This window comes from Aquimarina atlantica (assembly GCF_000626715.1).
Lineage (GTDB): Bacteria > Bacteroidota > Bacteroidia > Flavobacteriales > Flavobacteriaceae > Aquimarina > Aquimarina atlantica.
Window position 1 is genome coordinate 421,421 of the sequence record NZ_AQRA01000002.1, and the last position, 21,064, is coordinate 442,484.

Annotated in this window: 18 protein-coding genes; 5 read left to right on the forward strand and 13 right to left on the reverse strand. The window is 32.6% G+C overall.

Annotation, left to right across the window (positions count from 1 at the left end; all coding sequences use genetic code 11):
• Positions 1 to 30 precede the first annotated feature (30 nt).
• From ATO12_RS06335 to ATO12_RS24650, 9 genes are all read right to left on the reverse strand, one after another.
• Positions 31 to 603, reverse strand: coding sequence for a collagen-like protein (locus ATO12_RS06335; protein ID WP_131248781.1), 573 nt, complete (start codon positions 601 to 603; stop codon positions 31 to 33).
• 238 nt (positions 604 to 841) lie between these two features.
• Positions 842 to 1,441: a hypothetical protein gene (locus tag ATO12_RS06340; RefSeq protein WP_034240245.1), complete on the reverse strand. Its 600-nt coding sequence runs from the start codon at positions 1,439 to 1,441 to the stop codon at positions 842 to 844.
• A gap of 23 nt (positions 1,442 to 1,464) precedes the next feature.
• Positions 1,465 to 1,932, reverse strand: coding sequence for a hypothetical protein (locus ATO12_RS06345; protein ID WP_034240248.1), 468 nt, complete (start codon positions 1,930 to 1,932; stop codon positions 1,465 to 1,467).
• 82 nt (positions 1,933 to 2,014) lie between these two features.
• Positions 2,015 to 2,620: an SIMPL domain-containing protein gene (locus ATO12_RS06350; RefSeq protein WP_117590005.1), complete on the reverse strand. Its 606-nt coding sequence runs from the start codon at positions 2,618 to 2,620 to the stop codon at positions 2,015 to 2,017.
• A gap of 105 nt (positions 2,621 to 2,725) precedes the next feature.
• On the reverse strand, positions 2,726 to 3,295 hold the full coding sequence (locus tag ATO12_RS06355; RefSeq protein WP_034240253.1) for a DUF1877 family protein: 570 nt from the start codon (positions 3,293 to 3,295) through the stop codon (positions 2,726 to 2,728).
• A 60-nt stretch (positions 3,296 to 3,355) separates the two neighbouring features.
• Positions 3,356 to 4,063 carry a hypothetical protein gene (locus ATO12_RS06360; RefSeq protein WP_034240256.1) on the reverse strand — a complete coding sequence of 236 codons (708 nt, stop codon included), beginning with the start codon at positions 4,061 to 4,063 and terminating at the stop codon, positions 3,356 to 3,358.
• A gap of 12 nt (positions 4,064 to 4,075) precedes the next feature.
• A complete protein-coding gene (locus tag ATO12_RS06365; RefSeq protein WP_034240259.1) occupies positions 4,076 to 5,077 on the reverse strand; it encodes a Kelch repeat-containing protein in 1,002 nt (333 codons plus the stop codon).
• A gap of 238 nt (positions 5,078 to 5,315) precedes the next feature.
• Complete coding sequence (locus ATO12_RS06370) at positions 5,316 to 6,938, reverse strand: fibronectin type III domain-containing protein (protein ID WP_051575649.1); 1,623 nt, start codon at positions 6,936 to 6,938, stop codon at positions 5,316 to 5,318.
• A gap of 187 nt (positions 6,939 to 7,125) precedes the next feature.
• Entirely contained in the window at positions 7,126 to 8,400 is a 1,275-nt protein-coding gene (locus ATO12_RS24650) for a helix-turn-helix domain-containing protein (protein ID WP_051575650.1), read from the reverse strand.
• Between the two features lie 252 nt (positions 8,401 to 8,652).
• Between ATO12_RS24650 and ATO12_RS06385 the strand changes: the two genes are divergently transcribed.
• The 3 genes from ATO12_RS06385 to ATO12_RS06390 all read left to right on the forward strand — a co-directional run bounded on the left by ATO12_RS06385 (position 8,653) and on the right by ATO12_RS06390 (position 11,832).
• The gene (locus tag ATO12_RS06385; RefSeq protein ID WP_034240271.1) at positions 8,653 to 10,332 is read left to right on the forward strand and encodes an AraC family transcriptional regulator; all 1,680 of its coding nucleotides are present in this window, start codon (positions 8,653 to 8,655) and stop codon (positions 10,330 to 10,332) included.
• Between the two features lie 234 nt (positions 10,333 to 10,566).
• On the forward strand, positions 10,567 to 10,743 hold the full coding sequence (locus tag ATO12_RS25980) for a hypothetical protein (RefSeq protein ID WP_165583345.1): 177 nt from the start codon (positions 10,567 to 10,569) through the stop codon (positions 10,741 to 10,743).
• 228 nt (positions 10,744 to 10,971) lie between these two features.
• Positions 10,972 to 11,832: a hypothetical protein gene (locus ATO12_RS06390; RefSeq protein ID WP_131248782.1), complete on the forward strand. Its 861-nt coding sequence runs from the start codon at positions 10,972 to 10,974 to the stop codon at positions 11,830 to 11,832.
• A gap of 102 nt (positions 11,833 to 11,934) precedes the next feature.
• Here the strand turns inward: ATO12_RS06390 and ATO12_RS25985 are convergent, their stop codons facing one another.
• The 4 genes from ATO12_RS25985 to ATO12_RS06405 all read right to left on the reverse strand — a co-directional run bounded on the left by ATO12_RS25985 (position 11,935) and on the right by ATO12_RS06405 (position 15,879).
• Complete coding sequence (locus ATO12_RS25985; RefSeq protein WP_165583346.1) at positions 11,935 to 12,111, reverse strand: hypothetical protein; 177 nt, start codon at positions 12,109 to 12,111, stop codon at positions 11,935 to 11,937.
• 108 nt (positions 12,112 to 12,219) lie between these two features.
• Positions 12,220 to 13,014, reverse strand: a complete 795-nt coding sequence (locus ATO12_RS06395; protein ID WP_034240275.1) for a hypothetical protein — start codon at positions 13,012 to 13,014, stop codon at positions 12,220 to 12,222.
• Positions 13,015 to 13,225: 211 nt separating this feature from the next.
• Positions 13,226 to 14,023 (reverse strand): hypothetical protein, encoded by a 798-nt coding sequence (locus tag ATO12_RS06400; protein WP_131248783.1) that lies wholly within the window; start codon positions 14,021 to 14,023, stop codon positions 13,226 to 13,228.
• 158 nt (positions 14,024 to 14,181) lie between these two features.
• A complete protein-coding gene (locus tag ATO12_RS06405) occupies positions 14,182 to 15,879 on the reverse strand; it encodes a helix-turn-helix domain-containing protein (protein ID WP_034240278.1) in 1,698 nt (565 codons plus the stop codon).
• Positions 15,880 to 16,456: 577 nt separating this feature from the next.
• Between ATO12_RS06405 and ATO12_RS06410 the strand changes: the two genes are divergently transcribed.
• Together ATO12_RS06410 and ATO12_RS06415 are read left to right on the forward strand one after the other, a co-directional pair.
• On the forward strand, positions 16,457 to 19,627 hold the full coding sequence (locus ATO12_RS06410) for a SusC/RagA family TonB-linked outer membrane protein (protein WP_051575651.1): 3,171 nt from the start codon (positions 16,457 to 16,459) through the stop codon (positions 19,625 to 19,627).
• 3 nt (positions 19,628 to 19,630) lie between these two features.
• Positions 19,631 to 21,001 carry a RagB/SusD family nutrient uptake outer membrane protein gene (locus ATO12_RS06415; protein WP_034240280.1) on the forward strand — a complete coding sequence of 457 codons (1,371 nt, stop codon included), beginning with the start codon at positions 19,631 to 19,633 and terminating at the stop codon, positions 20,999 to 21,001.
• The last annotated feature ends 63 nt before the right edge of the window (positions 21,002 to 21,064 follow it).

Consider the following 21,064-nt stretch of genomic DNA (forward strand, 5'->3'; position numbering starts at 1 on the left):
GTAATCTAAATTAATGATTGGTTATAAAGATTATTCTGGGATATTAAATAAAGATATAGCTTCTCGATATGACATCGTTGCATAATCCTTTGCTGATTTTGTTCCTACACTTTGGTTAACAGGTATTCCTCCGGGAATAAGTATATATCTGTATTCTTCGAAAAAAGGATCTCCAATAATATCACCATCAAGAGACCTGATTCGTAACTCTAACTGTCCTGCCGCTTCTGCCGTAAAAAAATGTGTATTGGTAAGAACCACAGGAATTGCATAGGTATCTTCATCGTTTAAATTTCCTATGTTTTTACCATATACCAAAATAGCTCCCGATTCTATAATGGCATCTGTCATATCTGGTGCATTAATAGTAAAATCAGCATTACTATTATTAATAAAATTTTCAAAACCAGTGGGTATCCAGTCAGAATATATCACATTAGCAGTTCCCGGTTGACCATCGGTACCATCTTGGCCATCCTGCCCATTAATACCATCTATACCATTTTGCCCTGCCGGCCCTATTGCGCCATCTTCCCCATCAGAACATGAAAAAATTATTACCGATAAAAATAGCATTATTATGCCTCTTACTATACTTGTCATTGCCTTCATTTTAGTATGTTTTAATATTGATTATGACAAACCTAGTATGAGTGAAAAAATAAAATATCCGAAAAGTTTGAATTTCAAAGAATTCGGACATTTTTTAAGAGGTTTCCCTTGTGTTTCCGAAATGAAAACAGCTGTCTCTTAAACACGATGGTTTTTCTGTATGATTGGAAAATTTATATTGAAATATAATGTATGGTAATTGATGTAGTAAAAACTCTTACATTCTTTACTATTTGTCTCTCATCTCTTTACATTCGATAACTTGTTTTACCTCTGCCTCTAAACCATGTTCTTTCCACAAAGTCATATCTTTTTTGAGCTCTAATGCATTTTGACCAGATAGGATATATCTTTTTATAGACTTTAAAATGGGGTCATCATTTCCTTTTATTTTTAACATCGACTTTCCTCCCGGAATACTATAATTATCCTCATATTCATAACAAAAAACAAGTACCCGATCTCCTTCTTTTACATCTTGCTCATAGAAGTAATCTGAAACAAAGAACTTTTGTTTATCATACCTGTTTTTTTTAAGGATCTTTGAGGTTAATACCTCATCGATATCAATAATTCCTCGTTGAGAAGTATAGAGCATATCATCATTCTCAACCGGATCATCAATATGTCGTATAGTTCCTAAAAAAACTAATGCATATGTATCACCACAATGACCAATAAAAGGACCTGATTGTGGCCACCAATATGTATATCCCACTTTAAGGGTGTCTAACGAATATATTGGTGTATTTGCTTCTTTTTTTTGTGCATAACCAGTACTAAAAAAAAGAAGAACAAAAATTACTATAGCAACTAATTTATGATACATCTGGTTCTTAATTTAATTCGTAATCACTCTCCTATTATACGTTTAAATAGTATTCCTTCTTTTTGATATACAATCGCAATTGTATTACTATTTTCTCTTTTATAGACTTGTGGTTTAGATTTTATCTGCCAATTTTGACTTCTATGAGCAATTAAATTAATTGCCCAATCTATAGGGTATTCTTTTGCATCAACTTTTATAAAATCTACTATCCAATTCTTAATCTCTGATGGTTCTACTTTAATAGCAACTTGGTAATCCCAGGATGATGATCCGGGAATTGTTGTACCTCTCGACTGGGTAAATCCGTTAACATTAAATAGCAAAAATTCTGCATCTTGAAAATCTGATTTACTAATGATTTCTCTTTTAAGAATAGCTATTCTGTCCCGAACGTCTTCTATATCCATACTGTTAAGTGTATTCTTATGAGAAGTTGCACAAGAAGTCAAAACAATACATAAAATTAGAACACTATATACTACACGCATAAGTACTATTTTAATTCTTCTATCAAAGATACGTACTCTACACTAATACTGTATTTTCTTTCGCTATACCACGGTTATAAATCTATTCTAAAACAAAGGTTACTGTTATGTAATGCTTTTGTAGTTCTTGTGATTTGTTCACATTATAATATTGTTGCTTGTAATTGGTGTCTTCTATTCTTTGTATACTTCCCACCTTTTTATTGATACTGCCTGCAATTCGATTAGCTTTATCTCTGGCATCCTGGATAGCTTTTTTATTCAACACTGTCATTTCTTCATTTGTCTTTTCTTGGGCAATAACATCTACCCAAGTAATTGTTACTCCTTTCATTTTTTGAGCATGTATTTTTTTTACTTCATCAAGGGATTTTGTTACATAAAAATAATAGGCCTGTGCTCCATAACTCGTAGAAGTAATTTTGTATAAAACATTTTCCTTAAACTTTTCAAAATCCAGGCCTATAGTATTCAATTTATTTTTATAATCTTCTTTAAGTTGTGATATACTTTTGGATTCAATATTTTGATATCCATCTGCCATAACCTCTCTGAATTCGACATTAATAATATATTTTTCGATATCAATTTTTTTAGAACATTCTCCTATTACACTTATTGTGTTATTTTGTTGCTGCCCAAACATAGGGACAGTACCTATTAGCAGAATTAGAATTAGTTTTTTCATTTGTTTTTATTTTTTTTGAATTTATTAAGTAAGCTTCTATTTCGTTTTTAATTCTAGTATCTCTTTAATGTCATATGAGATGTTGGAAGTTTTTATCATATTATTTCAATGAGAAAAACAAATAATATGGCATTCTCTTAACTCTGCCATGTATAAAAACTCCTGCCATTCTTTAAAGATTTGCCAACATGATTCTGTAGTATAAAAGCGTTTCCCGTATACAGAACTCTCTTTATAATCTTCTTTTATTTTTATAAAATCTTTGATTGTTATCTCTTTTAATCTCGAAATTAAAGTGTTGAGACGACTATGGTCTATGTATCTAAATTCAAACCCCGTAACAGTCATTGCCTTTGGGTTTATATCCTTTTCTCCAAATATGGCTTGCTCGTGTATATCATAGGGCTCTTTGCTTTCTTCAGATCTTCTTTGTTCTGAAATATGAAAAAAAATTGAATCCCAGCTTTTATTAAACTCAAAACGTTTCCCTGCAAAAGGATTCATTTTGTAAGCCTCTTTCATATCTTTTATATATTCGGTCTCAATCTTTTTTATGTTTTCATCTTCATTAAGCCATACAAATTCAAAGCATTCACAATAGGTTGTATTTAGTTTAGCTTTATCTAATATTTTTGTGTTTTTTGGTAAAGCCCATTGATCATGCAAAATCCCCATGTTTTATCTATCATTAAATTCATATTTTAGCTAGGCCCTTTTTCCCTTCTAAACATAATTTTATGTTACAAAAAAGCTAAACACTCCTCTTGGTATTTGTACATTACCATCGCTATCCAAACCTCTACCCCATACTCCTTTAAGAGAAGAGCGGGTTCCGTTTGTGATAAATCCAACCATTATCAATTCATCTGGTGCTGATTCTGTAGTTTCATATCGAATAGATAGGTTAGGACCATCTGATTGCCAGGTTCCGGTCCCCGAAAAACCCGGATCATCGGGTTTGGATAACGATAAAGTTCCATTCTCAAAAAATTGAATGTAAAATTCAAAATCGATATTAGAATAATCCGGTTCATCAGAGGTGTCATCGTTAAAACCTCCAAAAAAAACACCTTCTTTAAAAACCGTATTAATAACAACTTTTACCATGGTAGTATGAGAAGAATTAGCGGCCTTAATATCGATTTCTACTTCTCCCAGAGGTATAGATCTCTCCCATGAAATTACTCCCGTATCTTTATCAATTTTCACATCTCCTCTCGTGACCACTTCACTAGATGAACTGAAAGTTCCTTTCTCACCATCCCAGTCAACTGTAGGAGGAAGCGTGGCTCCTTCTTCAAAAAAAGTATTTTCGATTTTTGTTTCGTTATATACTACACTTATACCGGTTATGGTTAATACATTATCATCATCATTACTACAAGCTCCTATTATAAAAATCAGGAGTATAGCTATACTTATGTTTATTATCTTCCTTTTCATTTTTTTACATTTTTATTCAAAAGACCAGATATCATTATAAAAATCATCAGGGTTTCCGTTGTTCATTGCGTACCCATTAATGATCCATAATTTTTTATCAAAATACACTGATGTATGCTGAGTTCTCTCATGAAACTTTTTAACTAGATTCGCTTTTTCCCAATCTATACCGTTGGTACTATACCAGAAATCATTATAATACGTGAAGTCGTTATTCTTTGTTCCGGCAGTTAACCACATACCATTTTTATCTACTGTTACGGCATGATTTCTTCTGGGTAAAAAATCTGCATCTGGAGTAGCGAGAAACCATTGAAAACCATTTGGGGAATACCATACATCATTTAAAAAGTTATTATTGATATCATAACCGCCTATAACCCATATTTTATTATCATACACTACAGAGGCATGATCTCTTCTTGCTCCAAATGGTGCGAGGTTGGAAACTAAATTCCATTTAACTCCATCGCTACTTACCCAAATATCACCTTTTTCAACTCCATTTTCCTGACCTCCAATTACAAACATTCTTCCATGTAAATCGACCATGGTATGTCCTGATCTTGGTGAAAAAGCGGCATTACTTGTAGCTTCTTTCCAGGTTTCTCCGTCTGTACTATACCAGACATCATTCATTTCATTAACAAACCTACCACCTGTTATCCACATTTTATCTTGAGAAACGGTTGCAGCATGACTTGTTCTGGATGAAAAAGCAGCTTTTTTTATGGCTGCCATCCATGTTGTACCATCCTTACTATACCATGCATCATTATAATAGATCCCCGGACCGTTACCAGCTATCACCCACATTCTATTATCAAATACTAAGGAAGTATGACTAGCCCGACCACCAAAAGGTGTTTCTTTAAGAACTTTTTTAGGAGTTAAACTAAGGGTTTTGGTGACGAATACTTTGGTACTATTGTCTTCTATTTGCGTTTCTTCAATATCACATGATAGTACAGTCAAAAACGATAGCATCAAAATTATATAGCGATTCTTTTTCATATGCTTTATTTTAATTATTCAAAAAAATTATGAGTACAAACCTAATTGTGATCGAGAATCAGAATATCCGAAAAGTTTGAATTTCAAAGAATCCGGACGTTTTTTAGGGGATTTACCTATCGATTAAAAAAAAGGATCCCCATTATCTTTGTTAGGTTAGGTAATGAGGATCCAGGTAATGAAAAGCATGGACAAAAAAACCTAATCATTACAAACTATTTTTATCGTGTACAGGTGGTTATTCTAGTTTTACTACCCAGTAATCCCACTTACCTTTGCCAGCGCCACTAATATCTCCTCCCGGAGCATAAACATAACCGGCTACGATGTAACCATTATTGGTTTGTTGAATTGCATTTGCATAATCAGGTTCTGGGCCACCAAAGCTAGTTTCCCATGACAATTCACCAAGAGGACTTAGTTTTACCGCCCAAAAATCTGCATATCCTCCGTTATTAGTACTTGCATCAAAGTCGCTTGCTCCCGAGTTACCAGCAAAGACATATCCTCCATCTGTAGTTTGTTGAATAGAACGGGCGACATCACTCTCTGAACTACCAATGTTAACCTCCCATATCAATTCTCCCGAAGTATTTAATTTTACAATCCAGCAATCTTTTTTTCCATTATTACTGCTTACATCAAAATCTGAGGATTCTGAATATCCAGCTACGATATAGCCCTGATCTGTTGTTTGATGAACATCATATGCATAATCATCCAGTGTTCCTCCAAGGTTTGTTTCCCAAACCAGGTTTCCTAAAGCATCTAATTTTACAATCCAATAATCTTTTCCTCCATAATTTCCTCCTACATTACCATCTGAGGATTCTGAATACCCTCCAACAATATAACCTCCATCAATAGTTTGCTCAACCGATTCCGGAATGTCAAATCCAGAACCTCCAAGATTTGTTTCCCATACTAAAGCTCCCATAGTATCTAGTTTTATTACCCAATAATCTAAACCTCCATAATTTCCTCCAATATCCCCACTTGAAAAACCTGCAGAGCCAACCACAACATAACCTCCATCTGATGTTTGTTGGATGCTTCTTGCTCCATCATTTCCGCTTCCACCATAGCTCACCTCCCAAATCAAATTTCCGAATTCATCCAGTTTTACAATCCAATAATCAGAAGAAGAAGTATCACCACTAATATCCTGATCATTAGAATCGGTTGCTCCTGCCACTATATATCCGCCATCTGATGTTTGTTGTATACTTCTTCCTGAATCATCACTAGATCCTCCCAGGTTTGTTTCCCATATCAAATCGCCCGAACTACTTAGTTTAATTACCCAGTAATCTCCTCCTATATATCCATCTGCATCGTTATTACCACCTACGTCTCCATCATCAGAATTTGCAGTACCCGCAACAATATAGCCTCCATCTACTGTTAGTTGCAGCGCATTAGCAACATCAATCTCAGAACCTCCATAAGATTTTTCCCATGCTATTGATACTTCTTCGCTAATTACTAATCCTTCTTCGGTATCAAAGGCAAATGTGTTTTCTGATGTTCCTCCTTTTCCATCAGAAGCTACTACTTTACCATTGTAAGTGGTTTGGGCATCAAGTCCTTCTAACAAAAATTCTGCGGCTTGTACATCTGATTGTACTGGATTATCTCCTAAAAAAACAGTATAGGACACTTCATCATCATCTGGATCGACCGCCGGAGTCCATTCTAATAATGCGCTATTTGCTGTTATCTCATTCACCTGTATCGTAAAATCTCCTGGCACCTGATTCTCGGCAAGTGTAGGTGGTACAACTCTGTCATCATCATCTTTGCATCCTACAATCAATATGCAAAAGATGATCAAACGATATAAAAATTGTTTCTTTTTCATTTGTTTATGTTTTTGTGATTTGTTTATAAAAAACTATCCCTATTCTTAGCATACCAAAGAGCACCTAACTGCTTGAGCTAAAAACAAATATCTAGTTTGTACCTGTGCAGTACTTCGATGATAAAATTAATTAGGGTGAAGTGCACGAATGTCCAGAAAGTTTGAATTTCAAAGAATTCGGACTTTTTTAGGAGTTTTTTCTATATTCTTTTGGCGAAATACCGGTTAGTTTTTTAAATGCGCTATAAAAAGTAGATTTCGAATTAAACCCGGATTCTAAAGCGATCGATATAATAGTGTAGTTTATAAAATTAGGATTCCTTAATTTAAATTTTGCATCCTCTATTCTATATCTATTGATATAATCGGTAAAATTATGCCCGCTTAATTTATTAACCAATTGTGACAGGTAGTTACCACTTATATTTAATTTTTTGGCCATACTATCTAATCCCAAATTTGGGTCACGGTATATTTTGGCTTCTTTCATCAAAAAATCAAGTTCTTTAAAATACACATTATCATCTGTAATATGAGATTCATTTTTTGTATGAATTTGTTTTAGTTTTTTTCCGGTTAGCCTGGCAATTAACTGAAATAAAAATATATGGTCTTTATTGAAAAAATCTTTTTGAGAATGCTCAGAATCCAGAACACCTACTACCTCATCATCTATTAAAATAGGAACAGACAATTCAGACATTCTACGATCGTCATCTATGATATATCTGTGGTCATTGGTCAAATCAGGCACATACTCAAATATTCCCGATTGGGCTACTCTCCCAACAATACCTTCACCTAACGAAATTTGAATAGGACTTATAACTTTTCTTTCTCCATTATTTTTATGGCCAAATGCTGCTTTTTGTATCAAAACCTTATTTTGAGTATCCAACATATAGATTACACAGTCCTCTAGTTTAAGTTTCGAAATACAATTCTCTACAATATCCCACAACACCTCTTCAAGTTTATTTTTTTCGAACAGCGATGATGCAAAATAGGTTAGTATTCCTATGGTTTCATTTGATGCATTTTGATGTTGTACCTGGTCTTTTTCAGAAAAAATCTGATACAAGCTATCTGTGCTAAAATTTGATACTGAACTTCGCATCACATCTTTTTTAGTATTCACTTGATCAAACTTTGGTGTTAATTGTTTTGTGGTGGTAAAAACACCATCATGTGCTACTTCAAATACTTTATTAAAAAGAAGAGGGATCTTAACATAAAAATTAGAGAAATTTTTCAGGACGATACTCGAAAAGAAAAAAGTAAATACCGTAATGAGCAATACCAGGTTTAATACTATCAGCATTGCAAACATGTGCCTTGTATTAAAACCTGTACTTAGCATCTTATAACACACAGTATATATCAAGAAAAATACAACTCCACATATTAAAATTGTAGAAATCTTCACTACTAGTTTATCACCTATGTATTTCTTAATATTCATGATGATTGATTTTTTTGTCCAATCCAAATATATAATGACAATACCCTTGAAAACAAGCGAAATATCTCGATATTCTGAGAATTTCGAGATTGATTTTAAACATCAATTAATTGATTATCAATTATTTACAATGAACACACTCCAAGACATTACAAAAACAGAAAATAGTATCTTTATAGCTAGATAAATAGATCAAAAAAACCCTTGAAAGTAAAAAAAACATATCTCCTTTTCACTTCCTTTTACAAAAGGATGATTATCGTTTTTTTGCTATGTTGTGTACAAATTACTACCGGACAGGAAGAAGATTTTATAATTCCTGATTCTTTAAAAGCTTTGGATTATGAGGATTTATATAATCATTATCTAAAAGCTTACAGAGATACTTTGTCTGCAAAGATTTACCTTAATACTTATCTAAAAAAAGCAATTCTAGAAAATGATAAGATAAAAATGGCTAATGCGTATAGTCGATTATCCTATTATATTGAAGAAGAATCAGAAAAAATAGCTTTATTAGATCGTTCTATTACTTTGAGTACAGGTTTAAATCAGAATATCATAATTAGATCATACTCTTTTAAAGGAGGGTATTATTTTCGTAAAGGTAATTACACTCTTGCACTTGACAATTACTTACAAGCTCTGATGCTTGCAGAACAGGTTCAAAATATTGAATACATCTATATCACCAAGCATAATATTGCCTGTATCAAAACGGAAATAGGAAAGCATGAAGAAGCTCTACCTCTTTTTAAAGAATATTATACCTATATAACAACAAAACATACTACCGATACAATCCGATATTTAAAAGCAACTGTTCCTTTAGCAGAATCTTATCGCTATAATAATCTCCTGGATTCTGCATCAATATATCATCATAAAGCAATTAAACGATCACAAAAGTCAGAGCATTATTATAATAGGTTTTACAGCTTGATTATCATTAATGAAGGTATCAATCTCTTTTATAAAGAGAAATTTAAGGATGCTTATGATAGTATTGCTAAAGGTTTGCCTATTCTCGATAAAACCAGATCCGAAAACAAAAAAGCTTACATTTTGGGTGAGTTTTATTTGGGAAAACTACAATTATTAAAACAAGATATCTTATCTGCCAAAAAACACTTTCTTACCGTAGATTCGATTCTTCAGTACGAAAAAATTACTCCTATTGAGATTCGGGAAGGTTATGAATTTATGATCAATTTTTATAAAGCGAATGATAAAAAGGAACAACAACTCGAATATATCAATAAACTACTGCGATTTGACAGTATTATTAACCAGGAAACCTCTTCTTTATCTAATCGTTTATTTAAAGAGTTCGATACTCCCTTACTATTAAAAGAAAAAGAAAACTTGATCAATGAACTAAAAGGCAATAATAAAAACCTAAACTCATTAGTGATTTTTCTCTCATTACTTACTCTTGTAGCTATTGTTTTTTTATATCGCCAATATCAAAAGAGAAAAACCTATCAGCAAAAATTTGAGCAATTAATTGCTCAAAACAGAACGGTCGAAGCCCCTAAAGAAAAACTTCAAAGTGATATTGGGGTACCTAATGATATCGTTGAAGAAATCCTAAGTAAACTAGCTCTATTCGAGCAAAATCATCATTATCTAAAAAAAAATATTAGTACTACCTCTTTGGCCAAAGACATTAAAACCAATACAAAGTATTTGTCAAAGGTCATTAATCATCACAAGCAAAAGAATTTTGCCAATTATATCAACGATCTTAGGATTGCATATGCGGTGACCCAGTTAAAAGAAAACAAAACACTTAGGAACTATACCATACAAGGTATTGCAGAAGAAATGGGGTTTAATACTGCCGAGTCTTTTTCGTCTGCCTTTAAAAAGAGTACAGGGATCAAAACTTCTTATTTCATTAAGAAATTAGATGACTTAGATACTACGTAATTTATCGAAATTCTGTGAATTTCGACTAATAACCACCTCATTTGTAACATGTTTACTGTTTTTTATCCTATATTTATTCCTGGAATTCAAAAAAAAGTAACTTACATATCCTTTTTATACTGTTAGGCATTTTTTATCGTCACTTTGTGTGTGTTTTGATAAGAAATTGTATTGATAATATTTTGATACTGGTAGAGAAGATATATGTATAATAATCTTTAAAAACTAAAAATTATGAGAAAAGCAAAGGGGAAAAAATTAGGTCTTTCAAAATTAAAAATTACAAAACTAGAGAATCCATCATCTATAAAAGGTGGCCACGTAGATAGTAAAAATCCTTCTAGATGTCCTATATTCTATAAGCCAAAATTTACTATTATTACTTGTCCAACTAATTTTGGATGGGATTAAGAATTTTTACAAAAAAATTAATAACCCCTCAAACTATACTAAGGGAAAATATAGTTTGAGGGGTTTTTGTTTCTTCTCATAATTAAGATAATGTTTAGTTATATTTCTTTTTATACATTGGGGATTCATACAGAATAATGCGTCCTGATTTCTTGAATATCAAGAAATCAGGATAATCGTGAATTATAGATGTTGTTTTTTTAAGCAAAATTTAAATTCACATAAATAATGAAAATCAAATCACTTTTTAGGAACAAGCCTGCAATCGTTCTAATTATGGGTTGCTTAGCATTTAATTCATGCTCAGAAGATGAAAGTCTCATGCAACAACCTATTCCTGACGCAACAGTAGAACAAGGAGTTTTGGAGCAAAAACATTTGGCAACAATAACATTGCCCGAACAAGTCACTATATCTTTTATAAAAGAAGAAGATGGGATCTCTTACCTTGCTCTTGGCAAAACCGATTCGTTCCAGGGATTAGGGCCTCTAAGCAATGCAAATGTTTTAGGAATATTCCTGGCGTTAACAGATAATGATATCCCAGTACCAAAAGCTTTGTTGGATGCATCTAATGACCAGAAATCAAAATCCAATGCTAGTAAAAGAAGTATTGTAGATACACTACCAGATCCAGTTAAAGGAAAGTCCTTATATAAGGTTTTTGCTTCTTATAAAGCTATTTATGAGCCTCCATATTTTTGTCAAGAGCCTGATAATCCAGATGACTATATGAAAACTTATGATAATAATGGGATGTATTCCAGAGTATATAAGGCCTGGCCATCAGAATGGGGTTACAACAGTTTGTATTCTTCAGGTAAAAAGAATAGTAACAAATGTAAAAAACTAGGGTTTAATATTACAAATTGCGAATTTGACGAAGACATTAAAATAGCGACTTATAAAATGAACATATGGGGTAATTATAAATGGGTATCTGATATAAAAATCCCGGCTAATTACTCGGCAGTCTGGGGAAAGGAATATGACAAATACGATAGAAGGGCAATGAAAGTAAAAGCTTTTAACTCAAATACAGGTCATTTTACATATGGAGGTGTATTATATTTCAAAAACTATAAGTAAACAGCTAAGATTATGATCTCTAAAAGCTGCCTGTTCTTTTGAACAGGCAGCCTTTTTTTAAATCAGGATAAAATCAAACACCCGAAAAACATATTGAAATTATTAAATCCAACAAGAAGGGCATTCTGGATCTTCTCCGCCTGCATCATCACCCGGATCAGGTTGTATTTGCTGTATTTCATAAGTTTCATCCTGATCTGTTTCACAAGAAAAAGTAAAAACGGTTAATACCATAATCCCGATAAGGATTAAAAAGGTTTTTAAACGATTTGTGATCATTGTTTTTAATTATTAAGTTATACTATTTTGTGCTTCTCCTGTTTTGTTATCACCAGGTATAAGGAGAAACACCTTACTTTATATCTGGTGTAGATTATCGTATTATTTTTAGTTTCTAACATCTGTCCAACCACGCCAGTGAGCATACCAAACGGGTTCATGGACATCATCACTATATCTCCATGATCCTCTTTTTCTTTTTGATGCTCCGATATAGGTAACTTTTTTTCCATACCCTCGTTTAACGGTATGAGTTGCCTTACCATTTTCTTTCCAAGATCCATTTGCTTTTCTATACTTAAATTTAACGGTCATATGAGGTACCGCAGTTCCACTATCCCAAAGAAGAATAGTATATCCTTCAATTTTTCTATATTTATTTCCAGATTTCCACTCATCTATAAGAGTTGAAGCATCTGGTACACAATAATCTGCACTCACACCATCACAAAAACCACGATTAGTCGGGTATTTTTGTAACAATACCTCAGGAATTCCTTCCATCTTTATAGTAACAGGAATATTCATAGTGGGTACTATCTGTCTTTTTTCTAATAATTTCTGATTTTGAAAAGATTTGGACATATCTACCAATACCTTAGGTACAGGAATTTTTTCTGAAGTAAGTGCCAGGTATATATCCAACATAGAATGCGTATCAAAATCAATAAACATTTTGTTGTGTTCAGATCCTGATTCTATTGCAATGATAACAGGATCACCCTCTTCATCACTTTCGATAAGCTGTAATTTATTACCATTGGCAAAGGTAAAAACAGCAAATTCTCCATTATTAGTTTCCTCTAGGGTTGGCTGTACAGGTTCTGCTTCATGCTCACATGAGGTAGTAAAGAGTAAGACGTAGGTGATGCATAAAATTTGTATGAACTTAATACGTTTCATAAGATTTGTATATTAAAGATTTATGTGATAAAAATTACCCGAACTAGTAAATACACATGGGTTTATGTCTATTTTTCTCAAAATATTTTAGAAAATTGGAATCGTATCCATTTTGATAAAAAAAGCAGCAGGAGAATCAAAGTTTTTCTTCCTGCTACTTACCAAACCATCATTTCAAACTGTTGAATTACTCACTAATAAGATTTTATTTTTAGTTCCGAAAATCCGTATATCCTTTCCAATACACATATTCTGTTCCGAGACCTGTTGTTGCATTAACCCCGCTACGTGCTGCTCTTCTGTATCTTTTCATTTTCCCTGGTATTGACAATCGTTTCCATTTTCCGGGATATACCTTGTATTTCCCTTTCACATGTGTCGCCCATCCTCCCGATGCCGTTTTATATCTATGTCTTACTTCCATATACTTCCCTTCATTATAGGATTCTTTAAAAACAGAGGTATAATTTTTCATTATTTTACATCGACTACTCGATGTAATATTAGATACTTTGCTTTTTTTTCGGTTATAGCAATAATTATAACTATCGGGGATATCATCGCAAAAATCTGCTTTAGTATTGTTTTTTATTTTAAGCGTTTCAGGAATTTTTTTAACACTAAATTTTAGCGCAGCATCAAAATCCTTAACAACACTTCTATGATGTAAATGGTCGTTGTCTTCAGAGATATCTGCAATTATTTTTGGTAGAGGAGAATCATCAGGAGTTAATTTAAGATATATGTCTAATATAGAATTAGAGTCAAAGTCTATCAATTCTATATTTTTATTTGAACCAGATTCGATCGCCAGAATAACCGGGTCTCCTTCTTCCTCACTTTCTATTAATTGTAACGTATTTCCATTAGAGAATGTAAAGATCACCAATTCTTCATCCTTATTTTCCTGTAAGGTTTCATTATTAACGCTTTCGCAAGAGAATGTAGCAAACGCCAAAAGTGAAATGTATTCGATTAGTGTAATTCTTGTAGGGATAAGATTTTTCATAGTATTAGGTTTTAAGATATTTAAAAAAGGTGAGTACATTTTAAGGGCTCAAAACCTACTCACCTTATACACAAACTCAACTGTATAAAATACAAGAGAGATGCAATTCTAATAACATTAAAAATTCTAAGTGTCCTTAAAGTTTGAATTTCAAGAAATCAGGACATAATTTGTTGCTGCTGTCTATATTCTTTGGGAGAGACTCCTGTGTGTTTTTTAAATGCAGAATAAAAAGGTGATTTCGAATTAAATCCACATTCCATGGCAATACCAAGTACAGTATAGTTATCATAATCAGGGTCTTTTAATTTGGATTTTACTTCCTCGACCCTATAACTATTTATATAATCAGAAAAATTACAGCCTCCCAGTTTATTGATCAATTGGGATAGATAATTACTGCTTATTTGTAGTCTTTTTGAAATATTTTCTAGACCTAAATTAGGGTCTATATAAATTTTTTCTTCTTTCATTAAAAAATCCAATTCTTTAAAGTAGGCATTATCATTTGTAATATTGGTGAGTATTACTGTATTGGTGTTGATTTGAGAAAGTTTTATTTCTGTTAATTTAGCTATCAATAGAAATAATGCAATGTGATGTGACTTAAAATATGCTTTCTCATCGTGTTCGGCATCCAAAACTCCTACCACTTTCTCTCTTATAAATATAGGTACAGAAAGCTTTGATCTTCTTGTTATACTCTTCTTATTATCACCTGTAATTACACTTAAGTTTTCTATACATTGGTATTTCCCTAATTGCACTACTTTACTCAAAATTCCTTCGCCAATTGGGATAGGTACTTGTTTTTTTCTCTTTGTGATTTCACAATTGTTTTTGTTACTATATGTTGCTTTGGGAATTAATACCTTATTTTCTTTACATATCATATAGATATTGCATTCCTGTAACTGTAATTGAGAAATACAATTCTCTACAATATCTAATAAAACATCATCTCTCTTATTTTTATCAAACAAAGAAGTAGCAAAATAACTTAATATTCCTGTAATAGATATGGGATTAGAGTGTACTAATTGAAGTTCTCTTTCTGAAAAAATATGATCTAGTCCTGATAGCTGAAAATTTGTAATTTTTTTCTGTATTGGATCTTCTAAATTAGTAACGCTACCCGACACTTTGTTTAAATGTTTAATTCCCCAAAAGAGAAAAGCATAGCAAAAAATCATATATAACATCCAAATTGGATAATATGCAGAATGTCCTGTTATTTCTTCTTTAATAAAAAACAAAGTAATGGTAAGCATCCATAACACCGAGAGAATCACTAATGCAACAAAAATGTTCTTTATCCATTTTGTTTTTTTTCTAACATAAACAAAAGATAGTCTTCCTAAAGAATTCTCATATCTCTGTATAATACGATAATTCCATACGGAGAGTATAAAACAAAAAATAACGGTGAAATTTTCATCTATTTCATTAAGGAGAAAGGAAGCTGTGTTTTTTGAAAAAAAAGAATAATCAACCAGAATATTAATCTTTATTAGGGTATATACAACAAAAAATACCATAAATGGAATTAAGAGATAGCGTTGATATCTTTTATATATTTCCTCTTTCTCAAGATAGTAACAGGTAAATGCAGTAAAAAAAACTGGTGATAAAAATTCGAATGGAGTATACAGTATAAGAATCCAAGGGTATAACTTGGTAATTCCAAAATCTATTAATAGTATCTGAATGATTACCAAATTAGCAGTAATCAAGAAGTAATAAAAAAACTTAAATGTCTTTTCTTTTTTTTTGCAACAATATAATTTAAGGACTGCAAAAACTACAATACCCAGACACCCGATAAGCAAAATAATATTGTATGGGTTTATTTTCATTAATTATATAAATGTATTCCTATCTACACTTTATAACGTTTCATAACACACAAACCCCACCCGCTATTTCGGGCTATTTTTATAGTTAATTATAAAATTATATTAATATGGTAAGGTTTCCTGTTAATATATCATAAAATACTTACTAAATTTAAGATAATCTCCTTTTTACACTCTTAGCCCACTGAATAATATTCTGTTTTTGACAAAAAAATACAACTACATTCGAATTGTTTTCATTTTATGAAAAATAAAGCAGTCTTATTGAATAATTATCAAAATTTATCTACAAAATTTGAAATATCAACATTTAATACTCTTTGATGATGTTAGACTGAATATAGGGAAAACAAGTACTTAACAACATTACTGAAAACATAATATAACGGCAGACACACCTATATCGATAGATGTGTCAGGCTCGGCCTATACGAAAAAAACAGAGCGTGTAATCAATATTAATACAAACCTAAAACAACACTTTATGGAATAAAAATCAGACTCTACGAAGTATTAGAGTAAACTTCTCGCATAAGGGGGAAAAGAACAACAAAATCAATTTATAGAAAAACGAATTATGAATAAAAAAATCAACACTTATTTTTTGAATTCAGCAGAAATTATTAAAAATCAACTGTTTACAACCACAACAATTTTTATGTTATGTTTATCTGTGGGGCTGTTTAATGTATATGGAAATACTTACAAAGCACATAAAATTGGTGATATTCTGCAGGAAAGAGAAATAAAAGGAAAAGTAACAGATGATAGTGGTATCCCATTACCTGGGGTAGCAGTAGTCATTAAAGGATCAAACCAGGGTACTCAAACAGATTTTGACGGAAACTATATCATTACTGCCAAAGCTGGCGAAATATTGATATTTTCTTATATAGGAATGAAAACAGAAGAGAGAGTAATCGATGCTGTATCAGATACTATCAATATTAAAATGGTATCAGATACCGAAGAACTCGAAGAAATCGTTGTGCTTGGATATACTACAAGAGGTAAAAATGAAATTACTGGTAGTACTGTACAAGTCGATGCCGATGAAATTAATGATGTGCCTGTAGTAACAGTAGATCAGGCATTACAAGGCAAAGTAGCGGGTTTAAATATAGCTTCTTCTTCGGGAACACCTGGATCAACACAACAAATCCGAATCAGGGGAGTAGGCTCTATTACTTCATCTAATGCGCCGCTTTTTGTAATCGATGGGGTGCCTATGGTGAATTATAATACCTCTGGTAGTAGTTCTGCCAGTTCATTAAGTTCTCTATCCAGTATCAATAGCCGAGATGTAGAAAGTATTACCGTGCTTAAGGATGCTTCTGCAACCGCCGCTTATGGGGCAAGAGGATCTAACGGGGTTATTGTAATCACAACTAAGAATGGTAGAAAAAATAGAAAAACGACGTTTAATTTTACTTCTACTTATGGATATCAGGAACAAGCCGTAGAAGGATCCAAAGTGTTAACTGCAGCACAACGAGAAGAACTTTTTTATGACGCTGTATTTAATACCTACGGAGAAACATATAGTATAGACCGATCAGAAGCCAAAGATCTTTACGAGCGATTTCCTGGATTCTGGGGTACTTCATATACCGATTGGAATGCAAATGGAAGGCCAGAAGCAAACTGGCAGGAAGAAATCAAAACGCCGAATCCAACCTTGATGACTTATGATTTTTCTGCTACAGGAGGTAGTGAATCCTCTACTTTCTATACTTCTTTAGGATATAATAAAACTGAAGGTATTGTTAAAGGAACAAATTACGAAAGAGTCACAGCTAAGTTCAATTTCACCAAGGACATGACTAAAACATTGAAATTTACAAATAATATTAGTGTTTCTAATTTAAATCAAGATGGGTTGTTTGAGCAAGGAGCATTTTATGCTAGTGGGCTTTCTGTTCAGTTTTTTGTGCCACCAACACTACCCGCATATAATACAGACGGGACTCTGAATCTAACTGATTTCGGAACAACAACCAACTACTTCAATTATCTTTATTTAATAGAGAATGATATCATTAACAATGATGTTACTCGTGCAATGAATAACTCGTCTTTAGAATGGAAAATTCTTAATGGTTTAAAATTTAAAACCAATTTTAGTATCGATTATACTCTGGCTAATTACAAACGTTTTGCCAATAGAACTCATGGAGGAGGTGTAGAAGAAGGGGGTATTTCTGCTGCTGCAACTTCTCGTAATTTTAACTGGGTCACTCAAAATTCTTTAAATTATAAAACCAGTATAGACAAACATAATCTTGATCTTACGGTACTACAAGAATTTCAAAAGAATAAAAATGATCTTATCAGTGCTCAAGGAGAAAAGTTCGCAAAAGAAGGGTTAACTTATATAGCAGAAGCAAGTACAAATTTTTCTGCAAGTACTTCTTTTAGTGATTGGAAGAACCTTTCTTACCTGGGAATGTTAAATTACAATTATGATGATACTTATGTTTTTGATGCTACTTATCGAAGAGAGGCCTCTTCTCGTTTTTCGCCAGATCAACGTTTTGGTGACTTCTGGTCTATAGGCGCAGCATGGAATATCACCTCAGAAGAATTCTTATATGATAATACCATGCTCAACAACCTAAGATTAAGAGCTTCTTATGGGACTAGTGGTAGTGCTGGTGTAGCAATTAACAGCTATCAATCTTTATTAGCCTATAATGCAGATTATAATGCTAATCCCGGGATATACCCAATAGGATATGGTAACGATGCTTTATCCTGGGAGAAAAATAACACATTAGACATAGGAATCGATTTTGGTCTTTTTAACGACAAAATATCAGGATCTGTTGCTTATTACAATAAAAAGACCTTTGATATATTACAAAGTGTAGGGCTATCTCGTACTACAGGATTCTCATCTATTAATAGGAACATAGGAGAAGTTATAAATAAAGGAGTCGAAATAGAACTAAACTATAATATCATTAGTACTGATGATTTTAACTGGAATATTTTCGGAAACCTTGCTACAGTCGATAATGAAGTAACAAAGTTGGCTAAAGATGCTAATGGGGAAGATATCTTACTTACTTCAGGGACCAAAAGAACAGAAGTAGGACATCCGATTGGTGAATGGTATATGAGAAAATGGGCTGGTGTAGATCCCGAAAATGGTGACCCTTTATGGTATATTAATGGAGTAGACGGTGAAACGACTAATGTCTATAATGACGCAGAAGTAGCATACCAGGGAGCAAGTGCCATACCAACCTATAGTGGTGGCTTTGGAACTCATATTGACTACAAAGGATTCTTTATGGATGCTAACTTGTATTTTACAGGTGGTAACAAAGTATACGAAAGCTGGTCATATTATACCAAAAGTAATGGGTTAAACAGTACCTTATATTTTAATGGTACCGAAGAGCTCTTACAAAGCTGGAAACAACCAGGTGATATTACGGATTACCCTGCATTACAGTCTAATACTGCAGCAGGAAATCAAGCCTCTTCTACATCCACAAGATTTCTATACGATGGCGATTTTATACGATTAAGAGAGTTGGTACTAGGATACAATCTTACCAACAATGCACTAGATACAATAGGTGTCGATGGCATTACTTTTACCTTAAGAGGAACCAACCTATTTACCTGGGTAAAAGATGATCGATTAAAACACGATCCAGAAGTAAGAACCGATGGATTTACCAGATTAACTACGCCACCTGTAAAATCATTTGTATTTGGCGTTAACCTAAAATTTTAAATCATGACAAAAAAAATAATATACCTCGTATATAGTGCTTTATTTATAGCATTAATATCTTCTTGTAGTAATGATGATTTAGAACCCACTTTACTTCAAAATCAAAACTTAGAAGGTAATATTCGTACTGTAGAAGATTTATCTAATCTTTTAAATGGCACCTATAGTTGGATGACTCAATCTACCTATTATGGTAGGGACATTATCGTATATGGAGAAGCAAGATCAGATAATGCATATTCTACTGGTAAATCAGGTCGTTTCATTAGTATTAGCGATATGAATATGTTAGAATCAGATGGTTATGCTTTAAATACCTGGTCTGTAATTTATACTGCAATATCTACAGCCAATATTGCCATTAATGTCGAAGGGGTTGAAGGAGATCAAGATCAAATCAATCATATTAAAGGTCAGGCTTATGTCATAAGAGCATTAGGTCATTTTGATTTGCTGCGCTTATATGGCCAACAACATGTTGATAATGGCGGATTAGGAGCTTTAGGAGTTCCTTATATCGATAAGTTTAAAGATGATAATGATCTTCTGCCTGGTAGAAAAACTGTGGGGGAAGTAAAAAATTTAATCCTTGCAGATCTCGATAAAGCCTCATCTTTATTGTCTGAAGCACTTAATGGTACATCTAGTTATATAACCAGCTATGCTGCAAAAGCAGTTAAAGCAAGAGTAGCTTTATATTTTGAAGAATATGAAACAGCCAGAGATGCCGCTAAGGCTGTAATCGATTCTGGGCAATTCTCTATATTAGATTCTGCTTCATACGTAGATAGCTGGTCTAAGGATAATGAGCCTAACTCGATCTTTGAACTAGCTTTCGATAAAGATGATAATCGTGGTATAAATGGTTTAGCAAATATCTACAGGTTTGGATATGGTGATATTGTTGCTTATGATGATTTTACTTCTATTTTTGATGCTGGTGATATTAGAGGAACTGCCAGTATGATTGATACCGATGGGGATAAATTAAGAAATATTGGCAAATATCCTTCTCAATCTTTTGATGATAATGTTAGTCTAATAAGATATGAAGAAATCATCTTAATTTATGCAGAAGCATTATTAGAAACAGGAGCTATAGGTGATGCTTTAACCTGGCTAAATATGATTCCTGATAATAGAGGGGCTAACCTATATGCAGAAGCAACCAAAGAAAATATTCTTTTAGAGAGAAGAAAAGAATTATGTTTTGAAGGGTTTAGATTTGATGATTTAGCTCGAACAAGGCAAGATATTCCAAAACTAAATGTAGTTTCTGCAGGACCTGTATATGGCAGTTATAATTATGCATTTCCTATTCCTTTAGCCGAATTAAATGCCAACTCTAATATGGTACCAAATAAAGGATACTAAAGAAAATATGATTTGTTTTATATCATAAATGTTTGAATTGCTTAAACCCCATCAAAATATTTT